The sequence below is a fragment of the Nocardia amikacinitolerans genome (assembly GCF_900215415.1).
Taxonomy (GTDB): Bacteria; Actinomycetota; Actinomycetes; order Mycobacteriales; family Mycobacteriaceae; genus Nocardia; species Nocardia amikacinitolerans.
On record NZ_OBEG01000001.1, the window covers coordinates 311,975 to 337,494 of the forward strand.

Here is a 25,520-nt window from a genome sequence, read left to right on the forward strand (position 1 = left end):
GTCGTCTCCTCCCGACAGCGCGTCAAGACTCATGCACGCGAACGTAGTCGTAGCGCGCCGCTCCAGCATCCGCGCCTGTCAGCGCGCCGTCCGTCCCGTGGAATCCATGGTGCGCCGCGCCGAAAGGTGGTAGAACTTGTTCTAATTTCTGGCGATGGGAGTGCGTGCGGTGCGGTACGGGATCGTGTTGTTCACCAGTGACCGGGGCATTACGCCCGCCGACGCCGCGGCGGCGGCCGAACGGGCGGGGTTCGACTCGTTCTATGTGCCCGAGCACACCCATATTCCGGTGGTGCGCGCGGCCGCGCATCCGCGCACCGGCGACGCGAGCCTGCCCGACGACCGCTACCTGCGCACCCTCGATCCGTGGGTTGCCTTGGGGACCGCCGCGGCGGTGACCGAGCGGATCACCCTCTCGACCGCTGTCGCGCTGCCCGCCGAACACCACCCGATCACCCTGGCCAAGGCCATCGCCTCGCTGGATCACCTGTCCGGCGGCCGAGTCAGTCTCGGGGTCGGATTCGGTTGGAACACCGACGAACTCGCCCACCACGGGGTGCCCGCCAACAAGCGGCGCACGGTGCTGCGCGAACACCTGGACGCGATGCGCGCGATCTGGAGCGAGGAGGAGGCCAGCTTCTCCGGTGAGTTCGTGAACTTCGGCCCGAGCTGGTCGTGGCCGAAGCCGACGCAGAAGCGCATCCCGGTGCTGCTCGGCGCGGCGGGCGGGGAGAAGTCGTTCACCTGGCTGGCCAAGAACGCCGACGGATGGATCACCACGCCCACCGAAGAGGGTCTCGGCGAGAAGATCGAACTGCTGCACCGGATCTGGCGGGAACACGGGCGCACCGAGACCCCGGAGATCATCGCGCTGGCCGGGCGGCACGACGCGGCGCAATTGGCGCAGTGGGCCGAACTCGGTGTCACCGAAGCGGTTTTCGGTCTTCCGGACCGCGACGCGGAAGAAGTCCGCGCCTATCTCGAGCGGCTCGCGGGCAAGCTGGGAATGGAGACCGACCGGCGCTAGAGCCGCCACGCGCCGCCGCTCGGGAGTGAGCGGCGGCGCGGAGGGAGGCTCAGCGCAGGTCGCGGCGGCGGTAGGCCGCGACGCCGACGGCGAGCAGGGCCGCGGCGATGCCGAGCAGCCACAGGATCGGCGTCGCCTCGAAGGCCGCGCCCGGCAGCTTCGGCGGGTGCACGAACGGCACCAGGTCGACCACCCACTGCGGCAGACCGTCCAGCGAGCCGACGAAGAAGATCACGATCATCCCGCTGAGCACGCCCCAGGCGACCGGCGTGTAGCGCGGCGCGAGCCCGAAGATCGCGATCGTGATGCCGGTGACGACCCACACCGCGGGCGCCTGCACCGCTGCGGCGGCCAGCGACTCCGGCAGCTTCTCGCCGAACTCGCCGGTGCTGAGACCGTAGACGACACCGATCGCGAGCCCGGCGGTGAGCAGCGCGATCGCGGGTCCGGCGAGCGCGAAACCGATGTGGCTCAACGCGTATCGTGTCCGGCCAACGGCGGCCGCCAACGTGGCCTCGGCCCGTTGACTGGACTCCTCGTCGTGCAGGCGCAGCGCCGCCGAGATCGAATAGGCGCCCGCCGCCGCGGCCAGCATGGTGATCGCGTAGGCGATGAACGACTCCTCCAGGCTCTCCGAACCACCCATGCGGGTGACCAGATCGGTGATGGCGCCGCTGTCGTCGAGCATGTCGCCGACGCTGTTCACCGCGCCGCCGATCAGCAGTCCGTAGAGGCCGAAACCCACGGTCCAGGCCAGCAGCGTGCCGCGCTGTAGCCGCCAGGCCAGCGCGACCGGCCCGGCGAATCCCGGCGCGGCGGCGGCCGGACCCGGACGCTCGGCGAGCAGGCCCGACCCGGTGTCGCGTGAGGCGAGCAGGGCGTAGGCGGCGCCCGTCGCCAGGACGGCGACCGTGGCCAGCGGCAGCAGCACCCACCAGCGCTCGTCGGCGTAGGGCCGGATCTGCAGGGACCAGCCGATCGGGGAGAGCCAGGACAGTACACCGTTGCCCGCGTCGCCGACCGCGCGCAGCGCGAACGCCGCGCCGAGCGCCGCGAACGCCACGCCTCGTGCGACCCGCGCGCCGGCGCTGACCTGAGCGGCGACCGCCGCGATGGCGCCCCACACGATGCCGGAGGCGGCCAGCGCGGCGCCGAATGCCAGCGAACCCGCCGCGGGCAGATCCGTCGCGTACAGCGAAGCGGCACAGGCGATTCCGGCGACGAGCGCGCCGCCGAAGGTCATGATCAGCGCCGCGGTCAGTCCGGCGAAGCGGCCGATGCTGGTGGCGCCGACCAGTTCCGCGCGGCCGGTCTCCTCCTCGACCCTGGTGTGCCGGATGACGGTCAGGATGGTCGCGATCGCGATCATCGTGTACATCGCCCCGGCCTTCCAGGTGCCGATCGAGCCCAGCTCGGTGCTGAACACCGGTCCGTACATGGCGATCAGCGCCGGACTGTCCGCGGTGGTCCGCGCGAAATCGTCGATCTGGGCCTGGGTGGTGTACAGATCCTTGATGCTCACCACCTGGAAGGCGGGCATCAACCCGATCAGCAGCGACCACAGCGGCAGCACGATTCGGTCGCGGCGCAGGTACAGGCGCAGCAGCTGCCCGGTGCCCGCGAGATCAGCGGATCCACCGAAAAGCGTTGCGGCAGGGGCCCGGTGGGCGGCGGCGGTAGGCCCACCCGTCGCCCGACCGCCACCCCTCAACGAATCGCTTCGCGATGCTGTCATGACCGCACCTTCTCCCCGAGCTTCGCCGCGGCCTCGGAGTCCTTGCCGTCGACGTGGTAGTGCCGCATGAACAGTTCCTCGAGGGTGGGTGGCGCACTGGTGAGGCTGCGCACGCCGGCGTCGCCGAGCACCCGGATCAGTTCGCCGAGATGCTCGCTGTCCACCTGGCAGCGCAACGTCGACCCGTCGCGCTCGATGTCCTCGACACCCGCGATCTTGCTGAGATCGCCTGGGTCGCCGAGCAATTCGGCGGTGATGGCGGTGTGCGAGAGGTGGCGCAGCTCGGCCAGCGAACCGCTCTCCACGGTCCGGCCCGCCCGGATGATGGTCACCCGGTCGCACAGCGCCTCGACCTCGGACAGGATATGGCTGGACAACAGCACCGTCGCACCGCGCTGCTGCGCCTCGTGCACGCACTCGCGAAACACCTGTTCCATCAACGGATCCAGACCGGAGGTCGGCTCGTCGAGCAGCAGCAGCCGCACGTCGGAGGCGAGCGCGGAGATCAGCGCGACCTTCTGCCGGTTGCCCTTGGAGTAGGTGCGCGCCTTCTTGCGAGGGTCCAGGTCGAAGCGTTCGATCAGCTCGGCGCGGCGTTCGGCGTTGATGCCGCCGCGCATCCTGGCAAGCAGGTCGATGGTCTCGCCGCCGGACAGCGACGGCCACAGCGTGACATCGCCTGGCACATAAGCCAATTCGCGGTGCAGGCCGACCGCGTCGGTCCACGGGTCGCGATCGAACAGGCGGACGCGACCGGAGGTGGCGCGCAGGATGCCGAGCAGAACCCGGATGGTGGTGGATTTGCCCGCGCCGTTGGGGCCGAGAAAGCCGTGGATTTCGCCCTCGCCGACCGCGAGGTTCAGCCCGTCCAGGGCGGTGACGTGTCCGAAGGTCTTTCGCAGATCTTCGATTTCGATGACCTCGGTCATCTGTGCTCCTTAATGACAGTGTCCATCAGGGTGGTGTCGGTGAGCAGGCCCTGGGTGTAGAGCTCGAGGGCCGGTGGGGTGAGTTCTTCGGTGATGGCGCGGATCGCCTTGCGGAAGTCGACCTTCTCGCCGTCGCGGTAGTGCAATTGGACCCACAGCAGGACGGCGCCGATATTGAGCGTCATCAGGTAGCGGGCGCGGGCCTTGTGATCGCGACTCGGCTTGATGGTTCCCGCGTCGACCCCCTGCCGCATGTAGACCTCGGCGTCGGCGACCATGTGCTCGAACAGCGACTCGGCCATCGGTCCACCCGCTTGCAGGCTGCGCACCATGTAGGCGACGAGCGGTCCGTACAACTCGATCTCGGCCAAGGCGGCGAGCATGCCGGATGCGGCATTCGGCGCCGTGACGGCCTTGACCTTCTCGTCTCTGATCAGTTCCAGCACCCGGTCGTCGCATGCGGCGCGCAGGCCGTTCTTGGAACCGAAGTGATGATTGACGAGACCGGGGGAGACGCCTGCCGCCGCGGCGATGGCGCGGACTCCCACCTGGAATCCCTGCTCGCCGAAGACTTCGATCGCGGCGTCTCTGATACGGGCCGCGGTGGTCAGATCAGCGGCGGATCCTTGCGATACGGGCTGTTGCTTGAACACATGTTCAGTATATTAAACGGCCGTTCAATCGAGGGCAAGAGTTTTGGCTCGAGACCGGGTGGTACGTGGCGACTATGGTCGAAGTCATGGCAACCGGCAGCAGCTCTACGACGGCAGGACACCTTCGTGCGGCACTCGACGGACCGTGGGGTTCCGTCCGCGAGGAGGCCCGAACCCAACTGGCCGGACAGGAATTCACCGGCGATCCCTACCTCGACTACAAGGCGGCGCGCGCCCGCGTGCTCGACCAGATGCGGGTCATCGCGACCCTTGGCTATGCCGAGCGCGGATTCCGCAGGGAGAACGGCGGAACCAGCGAACCGGGCGCGGCCGTCACCGGGTTGGAGATGCTCGCTTACGCCGACCTCTCGCTGTGGGTGAAGGCGGGCGTGCAGTGGGGCCTGTTCGGCGGCGCGGTGGAGAATCTCGGCACCGAACGCCACCGCGACTACATTCGCAGGCTGATCTCGCTCGACCTGCTCGGCTGCTTCGCGATGACCGAGTCAGGGCACGGCAGCGACGTCGCCAACATCGAGACCACCGCCACCTACGATCCCGACACCCAGGAATTCGTGGTGCACAGTCCGACGCCCTCGGCGCGCAAGGACTACATCGGCGGCGCCGCCGAGCACGCTCGGATGGCCGCGGTCTTCGCCCAGCTCATCACCAACGGGGAGAACCAGGGCGTGCACTGCCTGCTGGTGCCGATCCGCGACGAGCAGGGCGCCGACCTGCCCGGCGTCACCACCTCCGACGACGGCCTCAAAGGCGGTCTGCTCGGTGTCGACAACGGCCGCATCGTCTTCGACCACGTCCGCGTCCCGCGCGAGAACCTGCTCAACCGCTACGCCGACGTCGCGCCCGACGGCACCTACACCTCGGAGATCGAGAACCCGAGCCGCCGCTTCTTCACCACCCTCGGCACGTTGGTGCGCGGGCGGGTCAGCGTGGGCGGCGCCGCGGCCGCCGGCGCGCGGGTCGCACTGAGCATCGCGCTGCGATACGCCCTTAAGCGCAGGCAGTTCTCCGATCCGGACACCGGCGAGGAGACGGTGCTGCTGGACTACCGCAGTCACCAGCGCAGGCTGCTGCCGCTGCTTGCGAAGTCCTACGCCTACGCCTTCGCGCAGAACGACCTGGTGCGCCGCATGCATTTGGTGCAGACCGGTCAGGACCTGGAGCCGAACGCGCAGCGTGCGCTGGAGAAGCGCGCCGCGGGTCTGAAGGTCGCCCAGACCAGGCACGCCACCCGCGCCATCCAGGAGTGCCGCGAAGCCTGCGGCGGTGCGGGGTATCTCACCGAGAACCGCCTGGTGACATTGAAGGCCGACACCGACGTGTTCACCACCTTCGAGGGCGACAACATAGTCCTCACCCAGTTGGTCGCCAAAGAACTGCTGACCGCCTACGCGGACGAGATCCGGGATCTGGACGCGCTCGGCTGGGTGCGCTTCGCGGCCACCATGGCGGGCGACGTGGTGCGCAAGCGTTCCGGAGTGCGCCAGCTGATCCAGACGCTGCGCGACCGCGGCGACGACGGCGTGGACGAGGGCGATCTGTCCCGGCGGGCGGTGCAGTTGCAGCTGTTCGCCGACCGCGAGGACTACCTGGTGCGCACCGCCGCGCACCGGCTGCGCGCGCGGGCGGAGGAGACCGGTCCCTTCGAGGCGTTCAACAACGCCCAGGACCACATCCTTGCCGCGGGCACCGCGCACATCGACCGGCTGGTGCTGGAGGCCTTCATCGAAGGCATCGGCGACATCGAGGATCCAGAGGCCAAGGCGCTGGCCGACCTGGTGTGCGACTTGTTCGTGTACACCATGCTCGAGGAGAACTCGGCCTGGTTCATCATGCACCGGTTCATGTCGGTGGAGCGGGCGAAGGCGGTCCGCCGCGGCGTGAACGAGCTGGTCGACCGGCTGCGGCCGCACGCGCTGACGCTGGTCGAGGGGATGGGCGTGCCGGAGAACATGTTGCGCGCCGCGCTGCTCGACGACGCCAGCGTCTACGAGCGGAGCTGATCGGAGGCGGTGCGGTCCGCGCCGCGCGCGTCGCCGGAGACGGCACGGGCGAGCGGATCGGTGATCGCGCACAGGGCGATCACCATCGCGACGGCCGCGGCCGCACCGCCGAGTACATCCGTGGCGAGGTGGTAGTCGAGTCCGATCATGCCGACCGCCACACCGCCGAGCGCGACGACGGTCACCACCGTGACCGTGCGCCGGGCCCCTGTCGAATCCGTCAGCAGGACGAACGTGGCCGCGATCGCGACGAGGTGCACGGTGTGCCCGCTGGGGTAGGCCAGATAGTCGTGCAGCGGACGGTCCCACAGCGGTTTCAGCACCAAGGTGTTGATCGCGACGGCCACTTCCGGAACCACGAACATCGTTGCGGCGCGCCACCATTCGCGGCGATAGGCGAACCACGCGGTCGCGGCGAAGAGCAGCGGAAGCAGGATGTAGGCGTTGCTCGGCACGACGAGGACGTGGTAGACGCCGCGATACCCGTCCAGCGTCGCGCGGACCGGTTCCTCGACCGCCCGATCGAGATCGGTGCGGCCGCCGTCCGCGGGGAACGACAGCGGGATCGTCAGGGCGATCACCGCGCACAGCACGCCGGTGTACGCGCGCACCGCGCCGGAGATTCGCCGTTCGTCCATCACCCGTCGACGATAGCGGGCGTGCGATCACCCGCCCGCGGTCGATGAGCTCGGCTCAGCCGGGTCCATAGGTCAGGATCGCGGTGATCACGAACCACAGCACCCACGCGAAAGCGGCGACCATGCCGACCGTGAGCACCGCCCGCATGAGGGCGCGGCCCATGTCGATGTCGCCGCGCTCGGTCGGGTAGAGCTTCCACGGGCTGTACCACGGCGCCTCGAAGGCGGGCTTCTGCGCGTCGCGCTCCAGCTGGGCGAGCTCCTCGGCGTACGCCTCGGCCTGCGCCTGCTGCGGGCCGCCGTGCCACAGGGTGATGTCGATGGGTCCGAGAAAGCCCTCGTTGAGCAGATCCTGAGGGGCGGGCAGATAGGGCAGGATGCCGAGACCGCGGAAGGCGACCGCGACGTCGTTGGCGGTCCACAGGTGCTTCTCGCTGTCGGCGAGGGTGTCGAAGTAGTGCCGCAGCCTGCCGGGGTCGTTGCCCAGGATGACGTCGAAACTCGGGTCGCTCCAAGCCTGTTGGACCTGTAGCTCGGCCCCGCGCAGCGGCACAACCAGCGCGACGCCGTGCACCGCGCGCTGCCCGAGGCCGCGGGCGGACAGCCAGTCCTGCAGCGCGAAGGTGTGCTCCCTGGACTTCTCCAGCGGCGTGCGCCGGTCGCGCCCTTCCATCGCGGCGGTCTCGCCGTTGATGGTCCACGGTCCGTTGAGCGGGATCTCGAGCACGCCGTCCTGGCGGGCGACGAGCGCTTCGGCCTCGATCACCACGCAGCTCGTCGGCGTCCAGACGACGGCGTCGAACTGGTGCAGCCGGTCCTTGTGGAACAGGCTGCAATTGATGGTGGCGACGCCGTGGGGGCTGGCCGGGTCCTTCCAGGTGCGCAGCCAATCGATCAGCGCCCGTTCGGCATTCGTGCCAGCCGGGTTCTGTACTCGTACGAGCATTCGCGACCGCCCTTCACGTCGTCACTCGACAGTGGACAGGATACGAGCAATGGCGCGGGGCACGCCGCGCCGACGGTGACACCCGGCGTGTTGGACGCGTGCGCCACCGGTCATTCGGGAACCTCCGCGGCGAGTTCGCCCGCCTTGACCGCGCGTTCGAGCTCGGCGTGATCGGCCTCGGTGCGATCGGCGTAGCGGACAGCGAAGGCCGCGACCGCGTCCTCGAAGCGCTCGTCGCCGTCCAGATAACCCGAGAGCAAGCGCGGGTCGAGCGAGCGCGAATGCGCGCGGGCCAGCAGCGCGCCCGCCAGCCTGCCGTAGTCGTCGAGGTCCCCCGAGGACAGCCCGGCCGGATCGATGCTGCCCTTGAGGTTGCGGAACTGCCGGACGATGAAGGGCAGCTTCTTGCCGCCCAGCTCCAGCGTCGTCCAGCCGAGCAGGATGTCGCTCTCGGACTGAACCAGCCTGGCGCCCTGGACGATTCGCTTGCCCTCGTGCCGCACCGGCGGCGCGGGCAGGTACGGCGCGAGCGCGGACGGGATGGACTGCTTGAGCTGAAGCACCAGCACCTCGCCGTCGTTGCCGTGCAGCAGCGCGACGTAGCTGTGCAACCCGACGCTTCCGGTGCCGACGATGCGAAAAGCGACGTCGGACACCGCGAATCGGGCGAGCAGATTGCGCCGCGACTCGCGCAGGGTGTCGCCGTAGCGTTCGAGTCCGTCGATGACGGCTTGCTCAACGACGTCCTCTACGGCGGTGAGAACCGGTGGGTCGCTGACGAATCGGTGCTTGCTGATGCCGGTCTCGTGATCGTCGAGGTGCCGCGTCCATTTGGCCGCGACCTTGGCGCTGGTGTTCTTGCGCGCCTTCTTGGCGGCCTTCTTGAAGTCGTCGATCAGGTCGTCGGCCTTGGCCTTGGCGATCACCGATTCGTCGGGCAGGGCGGACCAGGACTCCATGAACGGCTGCTCGGCGAGCGAGTCGACGGCGAGCCGGTAGGCGCGGGCGGCGTCGCGCGCGGCCGTGCGGCAGTCGTCCTCGTCGGCGCCCGACTCGCGCCCGGCCAGCACCAGGCTGGCGGCGAGGCGCTCCAGATCCCACTCCCACGGTCCGGCAATGGTCTCGTCGAAATCGTTGATGTCCATGATGATCTCGCCGCGGGCGGTGCCGTAGAGGCCGAAGTTCGCGGCGTGCGCGTCACCGCACAGCTGCGCGTCGAGCCCGCTGACCGGTCCGCCTGCCAGATCCGCGGCCATCAACCCGGCCGCGCCGCGGTAGAACGTGAAAGGTCCGGACATCATGCGGCCCACCCGCAGCGGCACCAGGTGCGCGAGCCGGTCCGCGTGCGCGGCGCGCAGGAACTCCAGCACGTCCGGTCGCCGCTCGCCGACGGCCGCGCGGTCACGCGCCGTCACCGGAACGCGCTCGCGCAGGGCGCGCCCCTTCGCCCGCACCTCCTCGGCGGGGACGTAGGAGCGCAGATCGATACCACTGTCGGACACAACCGATCACGCTATCCTGCCGCAGGCGATTCCGGCGCATCGTCCTCAGCTCGCGGGGACCGGGGGATCGACCGGCGTGATCGGCAGCCGCAGCGCGCCGGGCGCAGCGGCCGGCACGGCGGGCCGGACCGGCGCCACCGGATCGATGCGCCGATAGGGCTCACCGAGCGCGGGGCGCGGATCGGGCTGCCCCTTGTTCGGCCAGAAGGCCATGGCTCGCTCGGCCTGGGCGGTGATGGTCAGCGACGGGTTCACGCCGAGATTCGCGGTGACCGCCGACCCGTCCGCGACGTGCAGGCCCGGATGCCCGAACACCCGCTGGTACGGGTCGATTACCCCGGTCTCGGCGCTCTCGCCGATGACGCAGCCGCCGATGTAGTGCGCGGTGGCGGGGATGTCGAAGACGTCCATGATCAGGCCGTGGGTGTCGCCGTCCACCTTGTCCGCGAAGCGGCGGCCGACCTCGTGCGCGAGCGGTATCCAGGTCGGGTTCGGCTCACCCGTGCCCTGCCTGGTCTTGAGCTGACCGCGCTTGCGGAACGAGGTCAGCGAGTTGTCCAGCGACTGCATCACAAGCAGGATCACCGACTTCTCCGAGGCGTGCCTGGCGTTGAGGCTGCGCAGGAACACCAACGGGTGCACCAGGATCGCCAGCAGGAACCGCAGGAAGCGGAACGCGCCGCCGTCCACGATCGGCACCGACATGGGGAACAGCGCGTTCTGGCCCTTGCCGTAGTGGCAGACCTCGATGTGCGTGTCGGCCTCCGGGTGGATGGAGGAGGTGATCGCGATGCCCTCGGCGAAGTCGCGGCGCGAGCGGCTCACCACATTGAGGATTGCCTCGGAGTTGCTGCGGGTCAGTTCACCGAGCCGCGGCGAGAGCGCGGGCAGGATCTTCTCGTCGCGCATCCGGTGCAGCAGCTTCTGGGTGCCGAGCGCGGCGCCGGCGAACACCACCTGCTCGGCGGTGAAGGTCTTGTGCTGCTTGCGAATCCAGCGATCCGAGCGCTCGGTCCGCACCGCGTAGCCGCCGCCGGACAGCGGGCGCACCGCGGTAGCGGTGGTCAGCGGATGGACCTCGGCGCCCGCCTGTTCGGCCAGGTACAGGTAGTTGGTCGTGGTGGTGTTCTTGGCGTTGTGCGGGCAGCCGGTGAAGCACCGCGCGCAGTGCACGCAGCCGCGGCGGCGCGGGCCCGCCCCGCCGAAGTAGGGGTCGTCGACCTCGGCGCCCGGGTCGGACTCGTTGAAGAAGACGCCGACATTCGTGGCGTGGAAGGTGTCGCCGACGCCGAGATCGTCGGCGATCTCCCTGATCACCTCGTCGGCGGGGGTCATGCGCGGGTTGGGCGCCACGCCGAGCATGCGCTTGGCCTGGTCGTAGTAGGGCGCCAGCTCGGCTTTCCAGTCGGTGATGTGCGCCCACTGCCGGTCGGTGTAGAAGTTCGCCAGCGGCTCGTAGAGGGTGTTGCCGTAGATGAGCGAGCCGCCGCCGACGCCCGCACCCGAGAACACCGCGCACTTGCCGAGGATGCTGATCCGCTGCGGTCCGGTGAGACCAAGGCGCGGGGCCCAAAGTGATTTCCGCACGTTCCAATTCGTGTTCGGCAGGTCGTCGGCCGCCCAGCGCCGCCCTGCCTCCAGCACGCCCACCCGGTATCCCTTCTCGGTCAGCCGCAGGGCGCTCACGCTGCCGCCGAACCCGGAACCGATCACTACCACGTCGTAGTCGAATGCGGGCATGACATCCTCTCCTCATCTGTCGATGATGAGATATTTTCATACTCATTCTTTCAGGGTGGGCGTTGTGGCGTAATCCCACGGCGAGCCCGGATGGCGGTCCGCGGGGTTCGTGCGGTAAGCACAGGCGTGTGACAACGGAATCGGGGACCACCGAACCCGGCGAGCGCGCCGACACCGGCGGCGGAGTGTTCGACGACCGCATCCTCACCGTCCCGAACGTGCTGAGCGTGCTGCGGTTGATCGGCGTCCCGCTGTTCCTGTGGCTGCTGCTCGTCGAAGAGGCCGACGGCTGGGCCTTCGCGCTGCTCGTCGCAAGCGGCGTCACCGATTTCCTGGACGGCAAGCTGGCCAGGCTGCTCGACCAGGGCTCGCGCCTCGGCGCGCTGCTCGACCCGTTCGTCGACCGGCTCTTCCTGGTGACCACCTTGCTGGCCTTCGTGATCCGCGGTCTGCTTCCGTGGTGGGTCGCGCTGCTGCTCGTCGGGCGCGACCTGTTGCTCACCCTGACGCTCTCGGTGTACAAACGGCGCGATCTGGACCCGCCCGAGGTCATCTATCTGGGCAAGGCGGCCACCTTCGCGCTCATGTCCGCGCTGCCCTGGTTGCTTGCCGGACAGATGGATTGGGCGCTGGACGGTTTCGGCCGGGCCTTCGGCGGGGCCTTCCTGGTCTGGGGCACGGCGGTGTATCTGTGGACCGGCGTGCTCTACGCGGGCAAGGCCATTGCTGTGGCGCGAGCGATACCGGCTGTGGGGCACCGTCACCCATAGCGGATAAGGTTGCGTGCAACGTTCACTACGAAAGGACGCCAAGTGCCACTGACCCCGGAGGATCTGCGGTACACCGAAGAACACGAGTGGGTGCGCCGGGTCGCCCCGAATCGGGTGCGGGTCGGCATCACGGACTACGCGCAGTCGCAGCTCGGTGACGTCGTGTTCGTGCAGCTGCCCGACGCGGACCGGGAGGCGAGTGCGGGCGAGGGCATCGCGGAGGTCGAATCGACCAAGAGCGTGTCGGACATCTACGCGCCGCTTGCCGCGAAAGTCGTTGCGGTGAACGAAGAACTCACCGCGGAGCCGGAGCTGCTGAACACCGATCCGTACGGTGCGGGGTGGCTGTTCGAGCTGGAGGTCGAGGACGCTTCCGGACTCGATGTCACGCTGGCCGAACTGCTGGATGCGGCAGGTTATCAAGGAGTTATCGGGGCCTGACGCGGCCTTCCGAGTTCTACCTGCACGGGCACGCCCCGGCAGGGTACGGTCAAAGCCATCAGATGTACCGGCCCTCGAGGCCGGTGTTCTAGCGACACGACAGGTCGTGTCGGCGAAGCATCACCTGCTTGCATGGATAATCAGGTTCGAGGAGGAGAGAAACGGTGAGCGAGAACAAAGACCCGGGTTACCAGGAGACCGCGGCCGAGACGACGTCGGTCTTCCGCGCGGATTTCCTGAACGAGGTCGACGCGTCGCGCGCCGCTGAGCAGACCGGCGAACAGCCGGTACAAGGGGTCGAGGGCCTGCCGGTCGGCGCGGCCCTCCTGGTCGTCAAGCGTGGACCGAACGCTGGATCGCGGTTCCTTCTGGATCAGCCGACTACTTCGGCGGGTCGTCACCCCGACAGTGACATCTTTCTCGACGACGTCACCGTCAGCCGTCGGCACGCCGAGTTCCGGCAGGACGACGACACCTTCCAGGTGGTGGATGTGGGCAGCCTGAACGGCACCTACGTGAACCGGGAACCGGTGGACTCCTCGGAGCTGCAGAACGGCGACGAGGTTCAGATCGGCAAGTTCCGGCTCGTGTTCCTGACCGGACCGCGCGCCTCCGTGAACGAGCCGTCAGCGGGTGCGGGCAGTCTATGAGCACGACGGCGCCGATGTGTGTGAAAGGCACGGCGCTGTGACGGGCGCGGCGCAGTGGGCGCGCGGAGGGATGTCGATCGGCTCCGTTCTCGACCTGCTGCGACCCGACTTCCCGGATATCACCATCTCGAAGATCAGGTTCCTCGAAGCCGAGGGCCTGATCCGGCCGGAGCGCACGCCGTCCGGCTACCGCAGGTTCTCGGTCGCGGACTGTGAACGGCTCAGGTTCGTCCTGACCGCGCAACGCGATCAGTACCTGCCGCTGAAGGTGATCAAGGAGCAACTCGAAGCGATCGACAGCGGGGCGGCCACGCTCGGTGTGCGGGAAGCCCGCGCCCGAGCGCATTCCGGCCGTCCGGGCGGTGCGGAGTCGGGGCCGGTCACGGCCGCCGATTCCGGAGCCGCGGGCGCGCAGGCCGGCCGTGCCGCGCGTTCGGCCGCACCGCGCCGATTGGGCGTGGTGCCCGGCGAGGTCTCGCCGGACGAGTTGCGCTTCGATCACGAAATCCGGCTCACCCGAGCCGATCTGCTGGAGCAGGCCGAGATCGACGAGAGATTCCTCAACGATCTGATCCGGGCCAACCTGATCTCGCCGGGCCCCGCCGGATTCTTCGACGGTGAGGCGGTGACGTTGGCCAGAACCGCCCGCGCCATGGCCGAATTCGGTCTGGAGGCACGGCATCTGCGCGCCTTCAAACTGGCCGCGGACCGGGAGGCTGCGTTGCTCGCCCAGATCGCCGCGCCGATCGCGAAGAGCCGCGACGCGGGCGCGCGAGCAAGGGCCGAGGAAACCGTGCGCGAACTCGCGGCACTGTCGCTGACGCTGCACACCTGCCTGGTGAAAGCCTCGGTACGCAACTCTCTCGGAAGCTGACCTCCGCGCCTGTATTCCACCCCGGCAACACGCCGATTTCGGCTGTGCACACCGATCGCAGCACCGCTGTGGGTTCGCCTAGACTCGTGGTACGGCGAGCTCTGCAGCGGTCAGGTCGGGCGGCCGGCGAATATGGGAGGCAGTGCTATGAGCGAGCGCAGCGTGCGAATCATGTCACAGCGTGCTTCGCGCATGCCGGATCCGAGTGTTAGCGAGGCTTAGGCATGAGTGAAATGCGCGTGATCGGCATCCGCGTCGAGCAGCCACAGAACCAGCCCGTGTTGCTGCTGCGCGAGGTGTCCGGGGATCGGTACCTGCCGATCTGGATCGGCCAGGCCGAGGCGACCGCCATCGTGCTGGAGCAAGAGGGGGTGACCCCCATCCGCCCGCTGACCCACGATCTGATCAAGATCCTGATCACCGAGCTCGGGCACACCCTCAAGGAAGTTCGGATCGTGGATCTGCAGGAGGGCACCTTCTACGCGGATCTCGTCTTCGACAACGAGCTACGCATCTCGGCCCGTCCGTCGGACTCGGTCGCCATCGCCTTGCGGGTCGGTTGCCCGATCCACGCCGAGGAGTCGGTGCTCGAGGAGGCCGGGCTGGTGATGCCCGACGAGCGCGAGGACGAGGTGGAGAAGTTCAAGGAGTTCCTCGAGTCGGTGTCGCCGGACGACTTCAAGGCCACCGACAGCTGAAGGGTTCGCCGAAATCTTCTAGACCTCAACTACAGCTGAAGACTTTTACCGCGCGTCGCGTTTGGTCCGACGATGTCGCTCCCGAGACAATCAACGGGAGTAATCTCGATAGTTGGGCCACGTCCGGAATGACGGGTTGTTGGTCATCACCGGAGCCGGGCCATCGATGAGGCTAGGCGTCTGCGGAGCAAGGGAGTGGTCAGTGGCAGAGCAATCGCAGGATGTGCGGCGGCCGGACGTCCGTCCGACCGAGGGCTCAGAGGTTCAGCCCGGCCTGTTCCCGGATGACTCCGTACCCGATGAACTAGTCGGTTACCGTGTGCCGAGCGCGTGCCAGGTCGCTGGAATCACCTACCGGCAGCTGGACTACTGGGCGCGGACCGGACTCGTCGTTCCGTCCATTCGCAGCGCGGCGGGTTCGGGCAGTCAGCGGCTGTACTCGTTCAAGGACATCCTCGTCCTCAAGATCGTGAAGCGGCTGCTGGACGCGGGGATCTCGCTGCAGAACATCCGCATCGCCGTGGATCATCTGCGTAGCCGCGGTGTCCAGGATCTGGCGGGCATCACCCTGTTCTCCGACGGCACCTCGGTGTATGAGTGCACCTCGCCCGAGGAGGTCGTCGATTTACTGCAGGGTGGGCAGGGCGTCTTCGGTATCGCGGTCAGCGGCGCCATGCGCGAGCTGACCGGCGCCATCGCCAACTTCCCCGCGGAACGCGCCAGCAGCGCGACCGAGCGTCCGGAGGACGAGCTGGCGTTCCGGCGCAAGGCGCGGATGAACAGAGCTACCGGCTGACACCGGCGAATCGAGGCCACCGTCTCCCGCGAGGGACGGTGGCCTTTCTCGGCGTGCGCGCGGAGTGACGAGGGCGACACCGGGGCGGAGGCATCGTTTCGCGGGGCGGCGACATAAACTGACGGTGCGTCGCCGCCGTGCGGGAGAGTTCCGGTCTCGAACAGACCGGGCGCCGAAGGAGCAGCACCTCCCCGTCAATCTCTCAGGCAACAGGGACCGTACGGGCTTCGGCGCCTCTGGAAAGCGGTGGTCTGCGCATGCGCAGGGCCGCCCGCCCATGGGGAAAGGGAGCCGGCCTCGACCGGGCCGCCCGAATCTCTCAGGCACCACGACAGAGGGGGAGGGCTGGACCCCGTCGACACCGCGTCTACCCATCGACACGGCTCGACCCGCCCGACCTTGGAGCTGCTGCCGTGACTCGATCATTCGCCGACCGTCATATCGGACCCGACCGGGACGAACTATCCCGGATCCTGCCCGTCGTCGGCGTCGGATCGCTGGACGACCTGGCGACCGTCGCGCTGCCCGCCAGCATCCTGGACGACTCCGCGGCCGGGGCGCTGGCCGCGCTGCCGCCCGCCGCCACCGAGCACGAGGTGCTCGCCGAGCTGGCCGCGCTCGCGCACGCCAACACCGTGGCCACCTCGATGATCGGCCTCGGCTACTACGACACCCTCACCCCGCCGGTGCTTGTGCGCAATCTGCTGGAGAACCCGGCCTGGTACACCGCGTACACGCCGTATCAGCCGGAGATCAGCCAGGGCCGCCTCGAGGCGCTGCTCAACTTCCAGACCATGGTCTCGGATCTGACCGGCATGGAAGTCGCCAACGCGTCCATGCTGGACGAGGCCACTGCGGCGGCCGAGGCCATGACGCTGCTGCGCAGGGCGGGGCGGTCGAAGTCGGCGCGGCTGCTCGTCGACGCGGACCTGTTCCCGCAGACCCACACCGTGCTGGAGACCAGGGCCGAGCCGCTCGGCATCGAGATCGTCGAGGCGGATCTGGCGACCGGCGAGCTGCCCGAGGGCGACTTCTTCGGCGTGCTGCTCCAAGCGCCGGGCGCCTCCGGCCGGATAGTCGACTGGACGGCCGTGATCGCGGCGGCGCACGAGCGTGGCGCGCTGGTCGCGGTCGGCGCGGACCTGCTCGCGATGACGCTGATCACCCCGCCGGGCGAGCAGGGCGCCGACGTCTGTTTCGGCACCACCCAGCGGTTCGGCGTTCCGCTCGGCTTCGGCGGTCCGCACGCCGGTTATCTGGCGGTGCGCAGCCAGTTCGCGCGGCAGTTGCCGGGCAGGCTGGTCGGCGTCTCGGTGGACGCGGACGGCGATCTCGCCTACCGGCTCGCTCTGCAGACCCGCGAGCAGCACATCCGCCGCGAGAAGGCGACCTCGAACATCTGCACCGCCCAGGTGCTGCTGGCCATCGTGGCCGCGATGTACGCCAGCTACCACGGCGCGGACGGACTGCGGGCGATCGCGCGGCGGGTGCACGGGCACGCGGCGGCCATCGCGGCGGGCCTGGACGGGGCCGTCGTGCACGCCACCTTCTTCGACACCGTGCTCGCGCACGTGCCCGGCGGCGCGGAAGCCGTTGTGGCCAAGGCGAAGTCGCGCGGCATCAACTTGCGACTCGTCGACGCCGACCACGTCGCCATCGCCTGCGACGAGGCGACCACCTCGGCGCACGTCGCCGCCGTGCTCGAATCCTTCGGCACCGCACGGTCGCTGGACGACGTCGCCACCGCACCGGCCACCTCCATCGAGACGCGCACCACCGAGTTCCTGACCCATCCTGCGTTCACCAGCTACCACACCGAGACCGCGATGCTGCGCTACCTGCGGCGGCTGTCCGACAAGGACATCGCGTTGGACCGCAGCATGATTCCGCTCGGTTCGTGCACCATGAAGCTCAACGCGACCGCCGAGATGGAGCCCATCACCTGGCCAGGATTCGCCAGGGTGCACCCGTACGCGCCGGTCGAGGACGCGCCCGGTCTGCTGAAGGTCGTCGCCGATCTGGAGAACTGGCTCTGCGAGATCACCGGCTACGACTCGGTGAGCCTGCAGCCGAACGCGGGCAGCCAGGGCGAGTACGCCGGACTCCTCGCCATCCGCCGCTACCACCTGGATCGCGGCGACACGCACCGCGACACCTGCCTGATCCCGTCCAGCGCGCACGGCACCAACGCCGCGTCGGCGGCCATGGTCGGCATGCGCGTCGAGGTGGTCAAGTGCCGCGACAACGGTGACGTCGACCTGGACGACCTGCGCGCGAAGATCGCCGACCACGCCGACCGGCTGGCCTGCATCATGATCACCTACCCGTCAACGCACGGCGTGTACGAGCACGAGGTGGCCGAGCTGTGCGCGCTGGTGCACGACGCCGGCGGTCAGGTGTACGTGGACGGCGCGAACCTGAACGCGCTCGTCGGCCTCGCCCGTCCCGGCAAGTTCGGCGGCGACGTCAGCCACCTGAACTTGCACAAGACGTTCTGCATCCCGCACGGCGGCGGCGGTCCGGGCGTCGGTCCGGTGGCGGTGCGCGAGCACCTGGCGAAGTACCTGCCCGGCGACCCGCTGGAGCGCGGCTCGCACGCCGTGTCGGCGGCGATGTACGGCTCCGCCTCGATCCTGCCGATCACCTGGGCTTACATTCGGATGATGGGCGCCGAGGGCCTGCGCCGCGCCACCCTCTCGGCCATCGCCTCGGCCAACTATGTGGCGCGCAGGCTGAACGAGCACTTCCCCGTCCTCTACACCGGCGAGAACGGCATGGTCGCCCACGAGTGCATCCTCGACCTGCGCGAGATCACCAAGCGCACCGGCGTCACCGTCGACGATGTGGCGAAGCGCTTGGCGGACTACGGTTTCCACGCGCCGACCATGAGCTTCCCGGTCGCGGGCACGCTGATGGTCGAGCCGACCGAGAGCGAGAACCTCGCCGAGCTGGACGATTTCATCGAGGCGATGATCGCCATCCGCGCCGAGATCGATCAGGTCGGCGCGGGCGTCTGGCCGGTGGAGGACAACCCGCTGCGCGGCGCGCCGCACACGGCGGCCAGCCTGGTCGGCGACTGGGAGCACCCCTACAGCCGCGAAACCGCCGTCTACCCAAGGGGTCTCGCGCACGCGCGGGCAAAGGTGTGGCCGCCGGTGCGGCGCATCGACGGCGCGTACGGCGACCGCAACCTGGTGTGCTCCTGCCCGCCGCTGGACGCCTACACCGACTGACACACGACGCGAGCCGCCGTGCCGAGGACAGCTCCTCGGCGCGGCGGCTTTCGCGTATTCGGAAGTCCGTTCACAGCGTGCGCGCGACGACGAGGGCCGCGTCGGCCGCCACTCGCGCGTCCTCGGCGGTCACCGGTTCGCGGGAGATGAACAGCCGGTAGAAGATCGGCGCGACGGCGAAGCGGACGATCTGCTCCGCGTCGACGGTGGCCGGGAGTTCCCCGCGATCGACGGCGCGGCGCACGATCTCGGCCGACTGCCGGTGGCGCGCCTGGTAGAAGTCGTGCAGGGCGGTAGCGGCGGCGGGGTTCTGCATCGCCGCGGCGATGAACGCGCTCGCGACCGGACCGGCTTCCTGGTCGGCGAATCCGGTCCGGACCAGGTCGGTCAGCGCGCGCAGGTCGCCTGCGAGCGTGCCGGTGTCCGGAATCGGCCACGGTTCGGCGGCGGCGAGGTCGAGCGCGTCGGCGATCAGTCCCTCCGGGCAGCGCCAGCGGCGGTAGACCGTGGTCTTGTGCACGCCCGAACGCTGGGCCACCGCGTCCACCGATAGTCCCTGGTAGCCGTGCTCGGCGAGTTCCGCGAGGGTGGCCGCGCGCACGGCGTCGCGTACCCGCGCGCTGCGGCCGCCGGGGCGTTTCCGAGTTTCCAAAGACAACTCCTGTTGCGTTTATAAGTACGGCTTGCTACCTTAAAGCTACACAAGTTGCGATTGGAGTTCCATCTGACCACCCAACTGACCCTCCGGGGTGTTGCGAAGTCCTACGGCGACCGCCGCGTGCTCGACGGCGTCACGCTCACGATCCGGCCCGGCGAACGGGTCGGCATCGTCGGGGAGAACGGTTCGGGCAAGTCGACATTGCTGCGCCTGATGATCGGGGCCGAGCGCGCCGACGACGGCGTCGTGACCGTCGACGCGCCCGGCGGCATCGGCTATCTCGGTCAGACGCTGGCCGGTGAGACAGTCGCCGACGCCATCGATCTGGCCCTCACCGAGCTGCGCGACCTCGAGCGGCGGATGCGGGAAGCCGCCGCCGCGCAGGATATGGACGCCTACGGCGAATTGCTCACCGCCTTCGAGGCCAGGGACGGCTACGACGCCGACGCCAGGGTCGACAAGGCGATGCACGGCCTCGGGCTCGCGGGCATCGGGCGCGACCGCGCGGTGGCGAGCCTGTCCGGCGGCGAGCAGGCGCGGCTCGGGCTGGCCTGCCTGCTGGCGGCGTCCCCGGAGATCCTGCTGCTCGACGAGCCGACCAACCACCTGGACGAATCGGCGCTGACCTGGCTGGAGGACCGACTGCGCGCCCATCGCGGCACCGTCGTGGTGGTCTCGCACGACCGGGTCTTCCTGGACCGCGTGGTGACCGCGATCATCGAGGTCGAGCACGGCGGCGTCACCCGGTTCGGCGGCGGCTACACGGGGTTTCTCGCCGAGAAGGCCGCGGCGCGGGAGCGCTGGGAGCAGGCCTACGCGCAGTGGCGGGACGAGATCCGGCGGCTCAAGGAGTTCTCCGCGACCACCGCGCACCGCGTCGCGGCGGGCCGGGCGATGAAGGACAACAACAAGATGGCCTACGACCGCAACGCGGGCCGGGTGCAGAGTTCCATCTCCTCGCGCGTGCGGCAGACGGCCGAGCGGTTGCGCAGGTTGACCGACGACCCGGTGCCGCCGCCACCGAAGCCGCTGCGCTTCCGCGGCAGATTCGGTGCGGCACAGGCGAAGTCGTTCGAGATCGGCCAGCTCACCCTTGGCCCGCGCGACCGGCTGCTGATCGACGGGCCCAACGGCTCGGGCAAGTCGACGCTGCTGGACGCGATCTACGCTCGCACCCCGGGCCGGGTCGGCTACCTGCGCCAGGAGGTCGCGTTCGATCCGGCGCAGACCGTCGCACAGGCCTACGGCCACGGCAGGGACGCGCTGGTGGCGACCGGGCTGTTCCACCGGAGCGCGCTCGACGTGCCCGTCGGAGCGTTGTCGGAGGGGCAGCGTCGCAGGCTCGCGTTGGCCGGGGTGCTGGCGGGCGAGCACGATCTGCTGCTGCTCGACGAGCCGACCAATCACCTGTCACTGGCGCTGGTGGAGGACCTGGAGCAGGCGCTCGGTGAGTATCCGGGCGCGGTGGTCGTGGTCAGCCACGACCGGGCGCTGCGCCGCCGGTTCCGTGGCGAACGAAAGGGAGTGCACGAATTTGCCTGAGATCCGCACGACGATCGAGGCGCCTGGCGCGCCGTACGGCGTCACCTTCGACAAGACGGGCACGCTGTGGTTCACGATGGCCGCGCAGGGCTCGGTCGGCCGGTGGACGGGGGAGAGCATCGAGACCTTCGCCCTCGACCCGGCCGACGGGCAGCCGACGGTGATCGTCGCCGGGCCGGACGACGCGGTCTGGTTCACCGAGTTTCGCGGCAACCGGATCGGCCGGATCGGCGCGGACGGCGCGCTGTCCTTCGTCACCGCCGACGCGCCGTACGGTCTGTGCCTCGGTCCGGACGGCGCGCTGTGGTGCACCGAACTCCAGTCCGGTCACATCGGTCGGCTGTCCGCCGACGGGACGATCACCCGATTCCCGGTCGAGGGGATGCCCTCGATGATCACGCCGGGCTCCGACGGCGCGCTCTGGTTCACCTTGAACAAGGCCAACGCCATCGGACGCGTCACCACGGACGGCGCGATCACCACGTATCCGCTGCCGACCGAACAAGCGAACCCGGTCGGCATCACCGCCGGTCCCGACGGCGCGCTGTGGTTCGTCGAGATCGGCGCGGGACAGATCGGCCGCATCACCGTCGACGGCGTGATCGAGGAGTTCCCGCTACCGGATCGTGCTGCGCGACCGCACGCGATCATCGCGGGATCCGATGGGGCGCTGTGGTTTACGCAGTGGGGGAGCTCCCGGCTCGGCCGGATCACCACCGCGGGGGAGGTCAGCGAACTGGACCTGCCCGGCGCGGAACCGCACGGCCTCGCACTCGGCCCCGACGGCGCGATCTGGGTCGCCATGGAGTCGGGCGCGCTGCTGTGTGTCGTACCGGACTGGCTCGAATAGTCATCCGATTCGCCTTCGCGCGCACCGGCCCACGCCGGGCCTATTCACCCGGTCGGCCGCATTCGTGTCGAGTGCGGCCTTCGCGAATTCGGGCACCGCGCCAGCCGATGTGCTGCCGCGCCGGCTGGCGCTGCCCCCGCTCGCGACCGAAGGTCACCGTCACCGTCTGTGACGAGCTGACGGTGACCTTTGGTCGGCCAGGGCGGGCGCGAGCCTACGGCGTGGTGAGCGCCTGAACCACGGCGCTGCCGAAGCTCAGGTCGTTCGAGGTGGTCAACCGGGTGTAGGTGCCGCCGGTGCGCTGGGCGGCGGTCTGGAGCGTGTCGGTGCCGTTGCCGCCGATCACGATGACGTCGACGCGCACCGGGCGGTCCGGGTCGGCGGCCGCCGCGAGATCGGCGAGCAGTTGCGCGCCGGTCACCGAGGAGTCGTCGTCGGGTCCGTCGGTGATGAGCAGCACCGAGTTCGTCCGCCCCTCGGCGTAGCCGTTCACGGCGCTGCGGTAGGCGGCGAGCAGGGCGGGATAGGCCTGGTCGGGCCGTGCCTCGGTGCCGCGAACGGCGCTCAGCGCGGTGTCGATCGCGGTGCGCTGATCGTCGGCGAGGGCGGCGGTGCGGGCCTGCACGCGGTACGGGTTGGCGCCGTCGAGGCTCTTGCCGAAGGTCCAGACGCCGAGGCCGAAGTCCGGCGGCATGACGTTCATGGTCGAGCGCAACGCGCCGAGGGTGTTCGCAAGTCGAGTGCTCGCGCCCTCGGCGGTCGACATGGACGCCGACACGTCGAGCAAGACCGTGGAATGCACGCCGAGCACCGGATGCGCGAGGGTGGCCCGCAGCTTGTCCAGCGCGGCGCGCGACGCGCCCGGACCGGTGGGCGGCGGCACCGCGGTGAAGCCCGCGCTGGTGAAGAACGGCGCCTGTTCGGGATTGCGCAGGTAGTCGACGAACAGCCCGGCGATCAGGTTCTGCGTCTGGTCCACCCACGGGCCCGACATGAGCGCGGCGGGATGATCGGCCACCGGCGGGTTGCCCGCTGGGCGGAAGACGGCGACACCGGGCTGCCCGGCTATTTGCTGCTCCGTAGCGGCTACCGCGTGGATGGCGGAGTTCGCGGCATGGGCCGGATCGGCGATCGCGGCGAGCGCGGCGGCGGTGTCGGCGACCTCCGGCGCGCCGGACGCCAAGCCGGAGACCGCGGCGACTACTTGGCCGGACTGCGCGCCGGTGTCGGTCAGCGGCTCCTCGCCTGCCACGGCCGAACCGACCGCGACCGCGGCGGCCAGTGTGGCGTCACCGTCCGGCAGCGCCATGCGCAACCCGCCCCATCCGGACAGACCGAGCTCGCCGAGCGAACCCTGTTGCAGCCGAGGCAGATCGCCCCACGCGACCCGAGCGCCCTCGAGCGCGGCGCGCACCTGTTCGGGCACGCCGAGCGCGATGGGGCTGCCCGCGATCGGACTCGGTTCTCCCGCAACGAGTCCCGGCACCCGCATGATCTCGACGGCACGCGAGGAGTTCGGAATCCACAGTGCGGGTTGCGGTCCCATCGCCGGGTTCCACGCGCCGCCCGCGCGGAACGCCTCGGCCACCTCGGCCGAGGGCCGCGCCGTCACCGAGACGCGCGCGCAGTGATCGCGCACTTGCGGCTCGGTGGCGTTGTACTTGTCGGCGATGGCGCGCACCGGCGCCTCGAGGTCGGGATCGACGGTGACGAACAGCGTCGAAGGCCCCTCCACGCATTCCGCGGCCGCCGCGCTGTCGCGGTCCGCGGCCCGGTCGCGGAACTGGAACCAGGCGAAAACCGCGGCGACGAGTAGCAGGATGGCCACCACTGCGATAACCGGACCTTTGCTGATACCTCGAGATCTGGTCCCGCTGCGATGAGTGCCCACGGCGGTACAGTGTATGGTCACCGCCGGTTCGCCCGCCCGGCGAGTCCACCGGATCGGCGCCCGAAGCGCCCGGCGCATTCTCGACGCACCCGAGCCGCCGACGTCGTCTGCGTCGGCGGCTCGGCGGCGGTTATTCACGGATGATCCGGCCGCGGTCGAACTCGTGCCCGCCCCACACACCGGACTGTCCGGTGTCGGCGGCGAATTCGGCGCAGGCCGCCCGGATCGGGCAGCTCGCGCAGATGCTCCGCGCGTAGTCGAAGTCCTGCGACGGGTACGGGAACCAGGCCTCGTGGTTCGGGTCGCCGCGGCACGCGGCCCGATGCCACCCTCGGGCGTCCGAGAGCGGGAGCAGGTCGGCGAGCGTGAGCTCGGCACCGGTCGGCGATGTTCGGACGGTCATGGATCCTTACTCCTTTCTCGGTTCTCAGGTGCTCGCCAGCTGCTTCCAGATCTGGCGTTGCCGCTTGGCCAGCGGATCGGGCGCCTTCGGCTGCCACAGCAGCCGCATGCCCGCTTCCTCCGGCGTCCGGTCGGCCTTGAGCGTGTTGCACGGCGCGCACGCCGCGATCAAGTTGCTCCAGGTGTTGGGGCCACCGCGGCTGCGGGGACGGATGTGGTCGACGGTGCGTGCCCAGCCCGCGCAGTAACCGCACCGGTGCGCGTCGCGCCGCAGCACGGCCGCCAGGGTGGCGCGGCTCTCGTCGTGCACTCGGGCGGTGTGCTCGATGTAGACGTAGCGCAGCAGTCGAATGGTCTCCGGCAGGGCGATCTCCATGTGCCGCGACCGGATCGGGAAGTGCGGCTCCCGGTCGGCGACGGACTCCGCGGCGCCGCTGATCAGCAGCACGACCGCGCGCTCGGCGGCGACCTCGTCGATCGCCTCGTAGGAGGCGTTCAGCACGAGGACGCCGGTGTGTATCCAGTTGTCGGCGGTCAACGCCGCCGGGTCGGCGGCACGTCGGAACGTCATGGGGCTCACCATGTTTCGTGGAGGAAGTGGAAGATTCGGCGGAGCGCGGCGCCGTCTGCGCGGCAGACTGTCGTCCGGTTCGCGGCGCTCGGTTCGTCTGGTTCGCTGCGCTCTCTCGGGCGGTTCCTCGGGGAACCGGGGAGATCAGCGGTCGGCCTGAAGGTGGCTCGCCGCGATGCTGTCGCGCATGGGCTGTCCGTTTTCGACGGTCGAGAACCGCTGTACGGCTTCGCTGTTCGCCGAATACGCGTTCTTCGGATGCACGGGCCACCTCCTCCTTCCAGGTACTCGCCTGATCGCCCCGCCGGTCGGGGCGATCATCGTGGAATCACATGGTGGCACAGGGAACCCGCGTTTGTCGGGTCATTTTTTCGCGGGTGCGGACGCCTCAGACAGCGCGCAGGGCGGCCGCGCCGAAGGACACGTTGAACCGATCGCACCAGATCGAGACGCTGGTCAGGGCGGCGAGGTCGGCATCGGCCGGAATGGCGTAGTTCTGTCTGCCCTTGTTGCCCTTGAGTTGTCCCAGATCGACGTGGCGGCCGTCGTCGAAAACGCCCCAGCCGGCCCTGCCTTCCAGCACAGGGGCGTCGGTGAGCCAGACGTGCAGGTCCGGTCCGTCGGAGGTGTCCAGGTCTTCGACGCGCAGTACCCGGCTGCCGTCGGCCAGCCGCAGAACGCTCACCGTGCCCGACGTGCCGTGCTCATGGGAGATGAACGTTCCCGTGGCGAGCGTGCGCGGCGGCTGCTCCCCGGTGTCGATCCCAGGCATGCCGCCGGGCGGCCCCGCGGTCGGGACCGCCTCGTTCACGGTGGTGTCGGTGACGAGCCGCCAGGGTTGGAAGAGTACGAGCGCCGCGCCGAGACCGACTACGACGAGCGCCGTGAACACCCAGGCGATCGGGGAGCGAGCGATTTTGCGCACAGACACCATGGCTTTCCTTTCCGCGGGC

General features: G+C 69.4%; 23 protein-coding genes and 1 riboswitch. Of the genes, 11 read left to right on the forward strand and 12 right to left on the reverse strand.

Annotation, left to right across the window (positions count from 1 at the left end; all coding sequences use genetic code 11):
* Positions 1-154: 154 nt before the first annotated feature.
* Complete coding sequence (locus CRP45_RS01530) at positions 155-1,027, forward strand: LLM class F420-dependent oxidoreductase (RefSeq protein ID WP_425436903.1); 873 nt, start codon at positions 155-157, stop codon at positions 1,025-1,027.
* Positions 1,028-1,076: 49 nt separating this feature from the next.
* Here CRP45_RS01530 and CRP45_RS01535 read toward each other — a convergent pair whose 3' ends face one another.
* The 3 genes from CRP45_RS01535 to CRP45_RS01545 are packed head-to-tail and all read right to left on the reverse strand — an operon-like array spanning position 1,077 to position 4,344.
* Complete coding sequence (locus CRP45_RS01535) at positions 1,077-2,762, reverse strand: ABC transporter permease (protein WP_245909815.1); 1,686 nt, start codon at positions 2,760-2,762, stop codon at positions 1,077-1,079.
* Entirely contained in the window at positions 2,759-3,691 is a 933-nt protein-coding gene (locus tag CRP45_RS01540; protein ID WP_097243472.1) for an ABC transporter ATP-binding protein, read from the reverse strand. The genes CRP45_RS01535 and CRP45_RS01540 overlap by 4 nt, the downstream gene beginning before the upstream one ends.
* A complete protein-coding gene (locus CRP45_RS01545; protein WP_097243473.1) occupies positions 3,688-4,344 on the reverse strand; it encodes a TetR/AcrR family transcriptional regulator in 657 nt (218 codons plus the stop codon). Before CRP45_RS01545 ends, CRP45_RS01540 begins: the two co-directional genes overlap by 4 nt.
* An 86-nt stretch (positions 4,345-4,430) precedes the next feature.
* Between CRP45_RS01545 and CRP45_RS01550 the strand changes: the two genes are divergently transcribed.
* Positions 4,431-6,365 carry an acyl-CoA dehydrogenase family protein gene (locus tag CRP45_RS01550; protein WP_097243474.1) on the forward strand — a complete coding sequence of 645 codons (1,935 nt, stop codon included), beginning with the start codon at positions 4,431-4,433 and terminating at the stop codon, positions 6,363-6,365.
* On the opposite strand, the gene CRP45_RS01555 is transcribed toward CRP45_RS01550, so the two are convergent.
* The 4 genes from CRP45_RS01555 to CRP45_RS01570 all read right to left on the reverse strand — a co-directional run bounded on the left by CRP45_RS01555 (position 6,350) and on the right by CRP45_RS01570 (position 11,191).
* The gene (locus tag CRP45_RS01555) at positions 6,350-7,003 is read right to left on the reverse strand and encodes a phosphatase PAP2 family protein (protein ID WP_179830726.1); all 654 of its coding nucleotides are present in this window, start codon (positions 7,001-7,003) and stop codon (positions 6,350-6,352) included. The genes CRP45_RS01550 and CRP45_RS01555 overlap by 16 nt on opposite strands.
* A gap of 55 nt (positions 7,004-7,058) precedes the next feature.
* Positions 7,059-7,949, reverse strand: a complete 891-nt coding sequence (locus CRP45_RS01560) for a nuclease-related domain-containing protein (protein ID WP_097243475.1) — start codon at positions 7,947-7,949, stop codon at positions 7,059-7,061.
* A 110-nt stretch (positions 7,950-8,059) separates the two neighbouring features.
* On the reverse strand, positions 8,060-9,451 hold the full coding sequence (locus CRP45_RS01565; protein ID WP_097243476.1) for a DUF2252 domain-containing protein: 1,392 nt from the start codon (positions 9,449-9,451) through the stop codon (positions 8,060-8,062).
* Between the two features lie 45 nt (positions 9,452-9,496).
* Complete coding sequence (locus CRP45_RS01570; RefSeq protein ID WP_097243477.1) at positions 9,497-11,191, reverse strand: GMC oxidoreductase; 1,695 nt, start codon at positions 11,189-11,191, stop codon at positions 9,497-9,499.
* A gap of 185 nt (positions 11,192-11,376) precedes the next feature.
* Between CRP45_RS01570 and CRP45_RS01575 the strand changes: the two genes are divergently transcribed.
* From CRP45_RS01575 to gcvP, 7 genes are all read left to right on the forward strand, one after another.
* Complete coding sequence (locus CRP45_RS01575; protein ID WP_245909984.1) at positions 11,377-11,961, forward strand: CDP-alcohol phosphatidyltransferase family protein; 585 nt, start codon at positions 11,377-11,379, stop codon at positions 11,959-11,961.
* Between the two features lie 42 nt (positions 11,962-12,003).
* Positions 12,004-12,402, forward strand: a complete 399-nt coding sequence (gene gcvH / locus CRP45_RS01580) for a glycine cleavage system protein GcvH (RefSeq protein ID WP_067778573.1) — start codon at positions 12,004-12,006, stop codon at positions 12,400-12,402.
* A gap of 164 nt (positions 12,403-12,566) precedes the next feature.
* Positions 12,567-13,052: an oxoglutarate dehydrogenase inhibitor Odhl gene (gene odhI / locus CRP45_RS01585; RefSeq protein WP_067778571.1), complete on the forward strand. Its 486-nt coding sequence runs from the start codon at positions 12,567-12,569 to the stop codon at positions 13,050-13,052.
* 70 nt (positions 13,053-13,122) lie between these two features.
* Positions 13,123-13,926: a transcriptional regulator FtsR gene (gene ftsR / locus CRP45_RS01590; RefSeq protein ID WP_097244491.1), complete on the forward strand. Its 804-nt coding sequence runs from the start codon at positions 13,123-13,125 to the stop codon at positions 13,924-13,926.
* A gap of 224 nt (positions 13,927-14,150) precedes the next feature.
* Positions 14,151-14,624 carry a bifunctional nuclease family protein gene (locus CRP45_RS01595; protein ID WP_067778565.1) on the forward strand — a complete coding sequence of 158 codons (474 nt, stop codon included), beginning with the start codon at positions 14,151-14,153 and terminating at the stop codon, positions 14,622-14,624.
* A gap of 202 nt (positions 14,625-14,826) precedes the next feature.
* Complete coding sequence (locus CRP45_RS01600) at positions 14,827-15,420, forward strand: MerR family transcriptional regulator (RefSeq protein ID WP_067778562.1); 594 nt, start codon at positions 14,827-14,829, stop codon at positions 15,418-15,420.
* Between the two features lie 130 nt (positions 15,421-15,550).
* A riboswitch (glycine riboswitch) is annotated at positions 15,551-15,649 on the forward strand.
* Between the two features lie 184 nt (positions 15,650-15,833).
* Positions 15,834-18,653 carry an aminomethyl-transferring glycine dehydrogenase gene (gene gcvP, locus CRP45_RS01605; protein WP_097243479.1) on the forward strand — a complete coding sequence of 940 codons (2,820 nt, stop codon included), beginning with the start codon at positions 15,834-15,836 and terminating at the stop codon, positions 18,651-18,653.
* A 70-nt stretch (positions 18,654-18,723) separates the two neighbouring features.
* Here gcvP and CRP45_RS01610 read toward each other — a convergent pair whose 3' ends face one another.
* Positions 18,724-19,305, reverse strand: coding sequence for a TetR/AcrR family transcriptional regulator (locus CRP45_RS01610; RefSeq protein WP_067778556.1), 582 nt, complete (start codon positions 19,303-19,305; stop codon positions 18,724-18,726).
* A gap of 72 nt (positions 19,306-19,377) precedes the next feature.
* On the opposite strand from CRP45_RS01610, the gene CRP45_RS01615 reads away from it, so the two are divergent.
* A complete protein-coding gene (locus tag CRP45_RS01615; protein WP_425436920.1) occupies positions 19,378-20,853 on the forward strand; it encodes an ABC-F family ATP-binding cassette domain-containing protein in 1,476 nt (491 codons plus the stop codon).
* Positions 20,846-21,703, forward strand: coding sequence for a Vgb family protein (locus tag CRP45_RS01620; RefSeq protein ID WP_097243481.1), 858 nt, complete (start codon positions 20,846-20,848; stop codon positions 21,701-21,703). Before CRP45_RS01615 ends, CRP45_RS01620 begins: the two co-directional genes overlap by 8 nt.
* A gap of 214 nt (positions 21,704-21,917) precedes the next feature.
* Here CRP45_RS01620 and CRP45_RS01625 read toward each other — a convergent pair whose 3' ends face one another.
* The 4 genes from CRP45_RS01625 to CRP45_RS01640 form a co-directional block, all read right to left on the reverse strand.
* The gene (locus tag CRP45_RS01625; RefSeq protein WP_245909817.1) at positions 21,918-23,534 is read right to left on the reverse strand and encodes a substrate-binding domain-containing protein; all 1,617 of its coding nucleotides are present in this window, start codon (positions 23,532-23,534) and stop codon (positions 21,918-21,920) included.
* Between the two features lie 190 nt (positions 23,535-23,724).
* A complete protein-coding gene (locus tag CRP45_RS01630; RefSeq protein ID WP_097243482.1) occupies positions 23,725-23,997 on the reverse strand; it encodes a WhiB family transcriptional regulator in 273 nt (90 codons plus the stop codon).
* 24 nt (positions 23,998-24,021) lie between these two features.
* Positions 24,022-24,567, reverse strand: a complete 546-nt coding sequence (locus CRP45_RS01635; protein ID WP_097243483.1) for an HNH endonuclease — start codon at positions 24,565-24,567, stop codon at positions 24,022-24,024.
* A 388-nt stretch (positions 24,568-24,955) separates the two neighbouring features.
* Positions 24,956-25,501 (reverse strand): DM13 domain-containing protein, encoded by a 546-nt coding sequence (locus CRP45_RS01640; protein WP_097244494.1) that lies wholly within the window; start codon positions 25,499-25,501, stop codon positions 24,956-24,958.
* Between the last annotated feature and the right edge of the window lie 19 nt (positions 25,502-25,520).

Coding starts and splice junctions, on each gene's coding strand:
- CRP45_RS01555 (WP_179830726.1), bottom strand. CDS start 7,003: ATGGACGAACGGCGAATCTCCGGCGCGGTGCGCGCGTACACCGGCGTG.
- CRP45_RS01595 (WP_067778565.1), top strand. CDS start 14,151: ATGAGTGAAATGCGCGTGATCGGCATCCGCGTCGAGCAGCCACAGAAC.
- CRP45_RS01570 (WP_097243477.1), bottom strand. CDS start 11,191: ATGCCCGCATTCGACTACGACGTGGTAGTGATCGGTTCCGGGTTCGGC.
- CRP45_RS01630 (WP_097243482.1), bottom strand. CDS start 23,997: ATGACCGTCCGAACATCGCCGACCGGTGCCGAGCTCACGCTCGCCGAC.
- CRP45_RS01560 (WP_097243475.1), bottom strand. CDS start 7,949: ATGCTCGTACGAGTACAGAACCCGGCTGGCACGAATGCCGAACGGGCG.
- CRP45_RS01535 (WP_245909815.1), bottom strand. CDS start 2,762: ATGACAGCATCGCGAAGCGATTCGTTGAGGGGTGGCGGTCGGGCGACG.
- CRP45_RS01530 (WP_425436903.1), top strand. CDS start 155: ATGGGAGTGCGTGCGGTGCGGTACGGGATCGTGTTGTTCACCAGTGAC.
- CRP45_RS01540 (WP_097243472.1), bottom strand. CDS start 3,691: ATGACCGAGGTCATCGAAATCGAAGATCTGCGAAAGACCTTCGGACAC.
- CRP45_RS01635 (WP_097243483.1), bottom strand. CDS start 24,567: ATGACGTTCCGACGTGCCGCCGACCCGGCGGCGTTGACCGCCGACAAC.
- CRP45_RS01640 (WP_097244494.1), bottom strand. CDS start 25,501: ATGGTGTCTGTGCGCAAAATCGCTCGCTCCCCGATCGCCTGGGTGTTC.
- CRP45_RS01550 (WP_097243474.1), top strand. CDS start 4,431: ATGGCAACCGGCAGCAGCTCTACGACGGCAGGACACCTTCGTGCGGCA.
- ftsR (WP_097244491.1), top strand. CDS start 13,123: ATGTCGATCGGCTCCGTTCTCGACCTGCTGCGACCCGACTTCCCGGAT.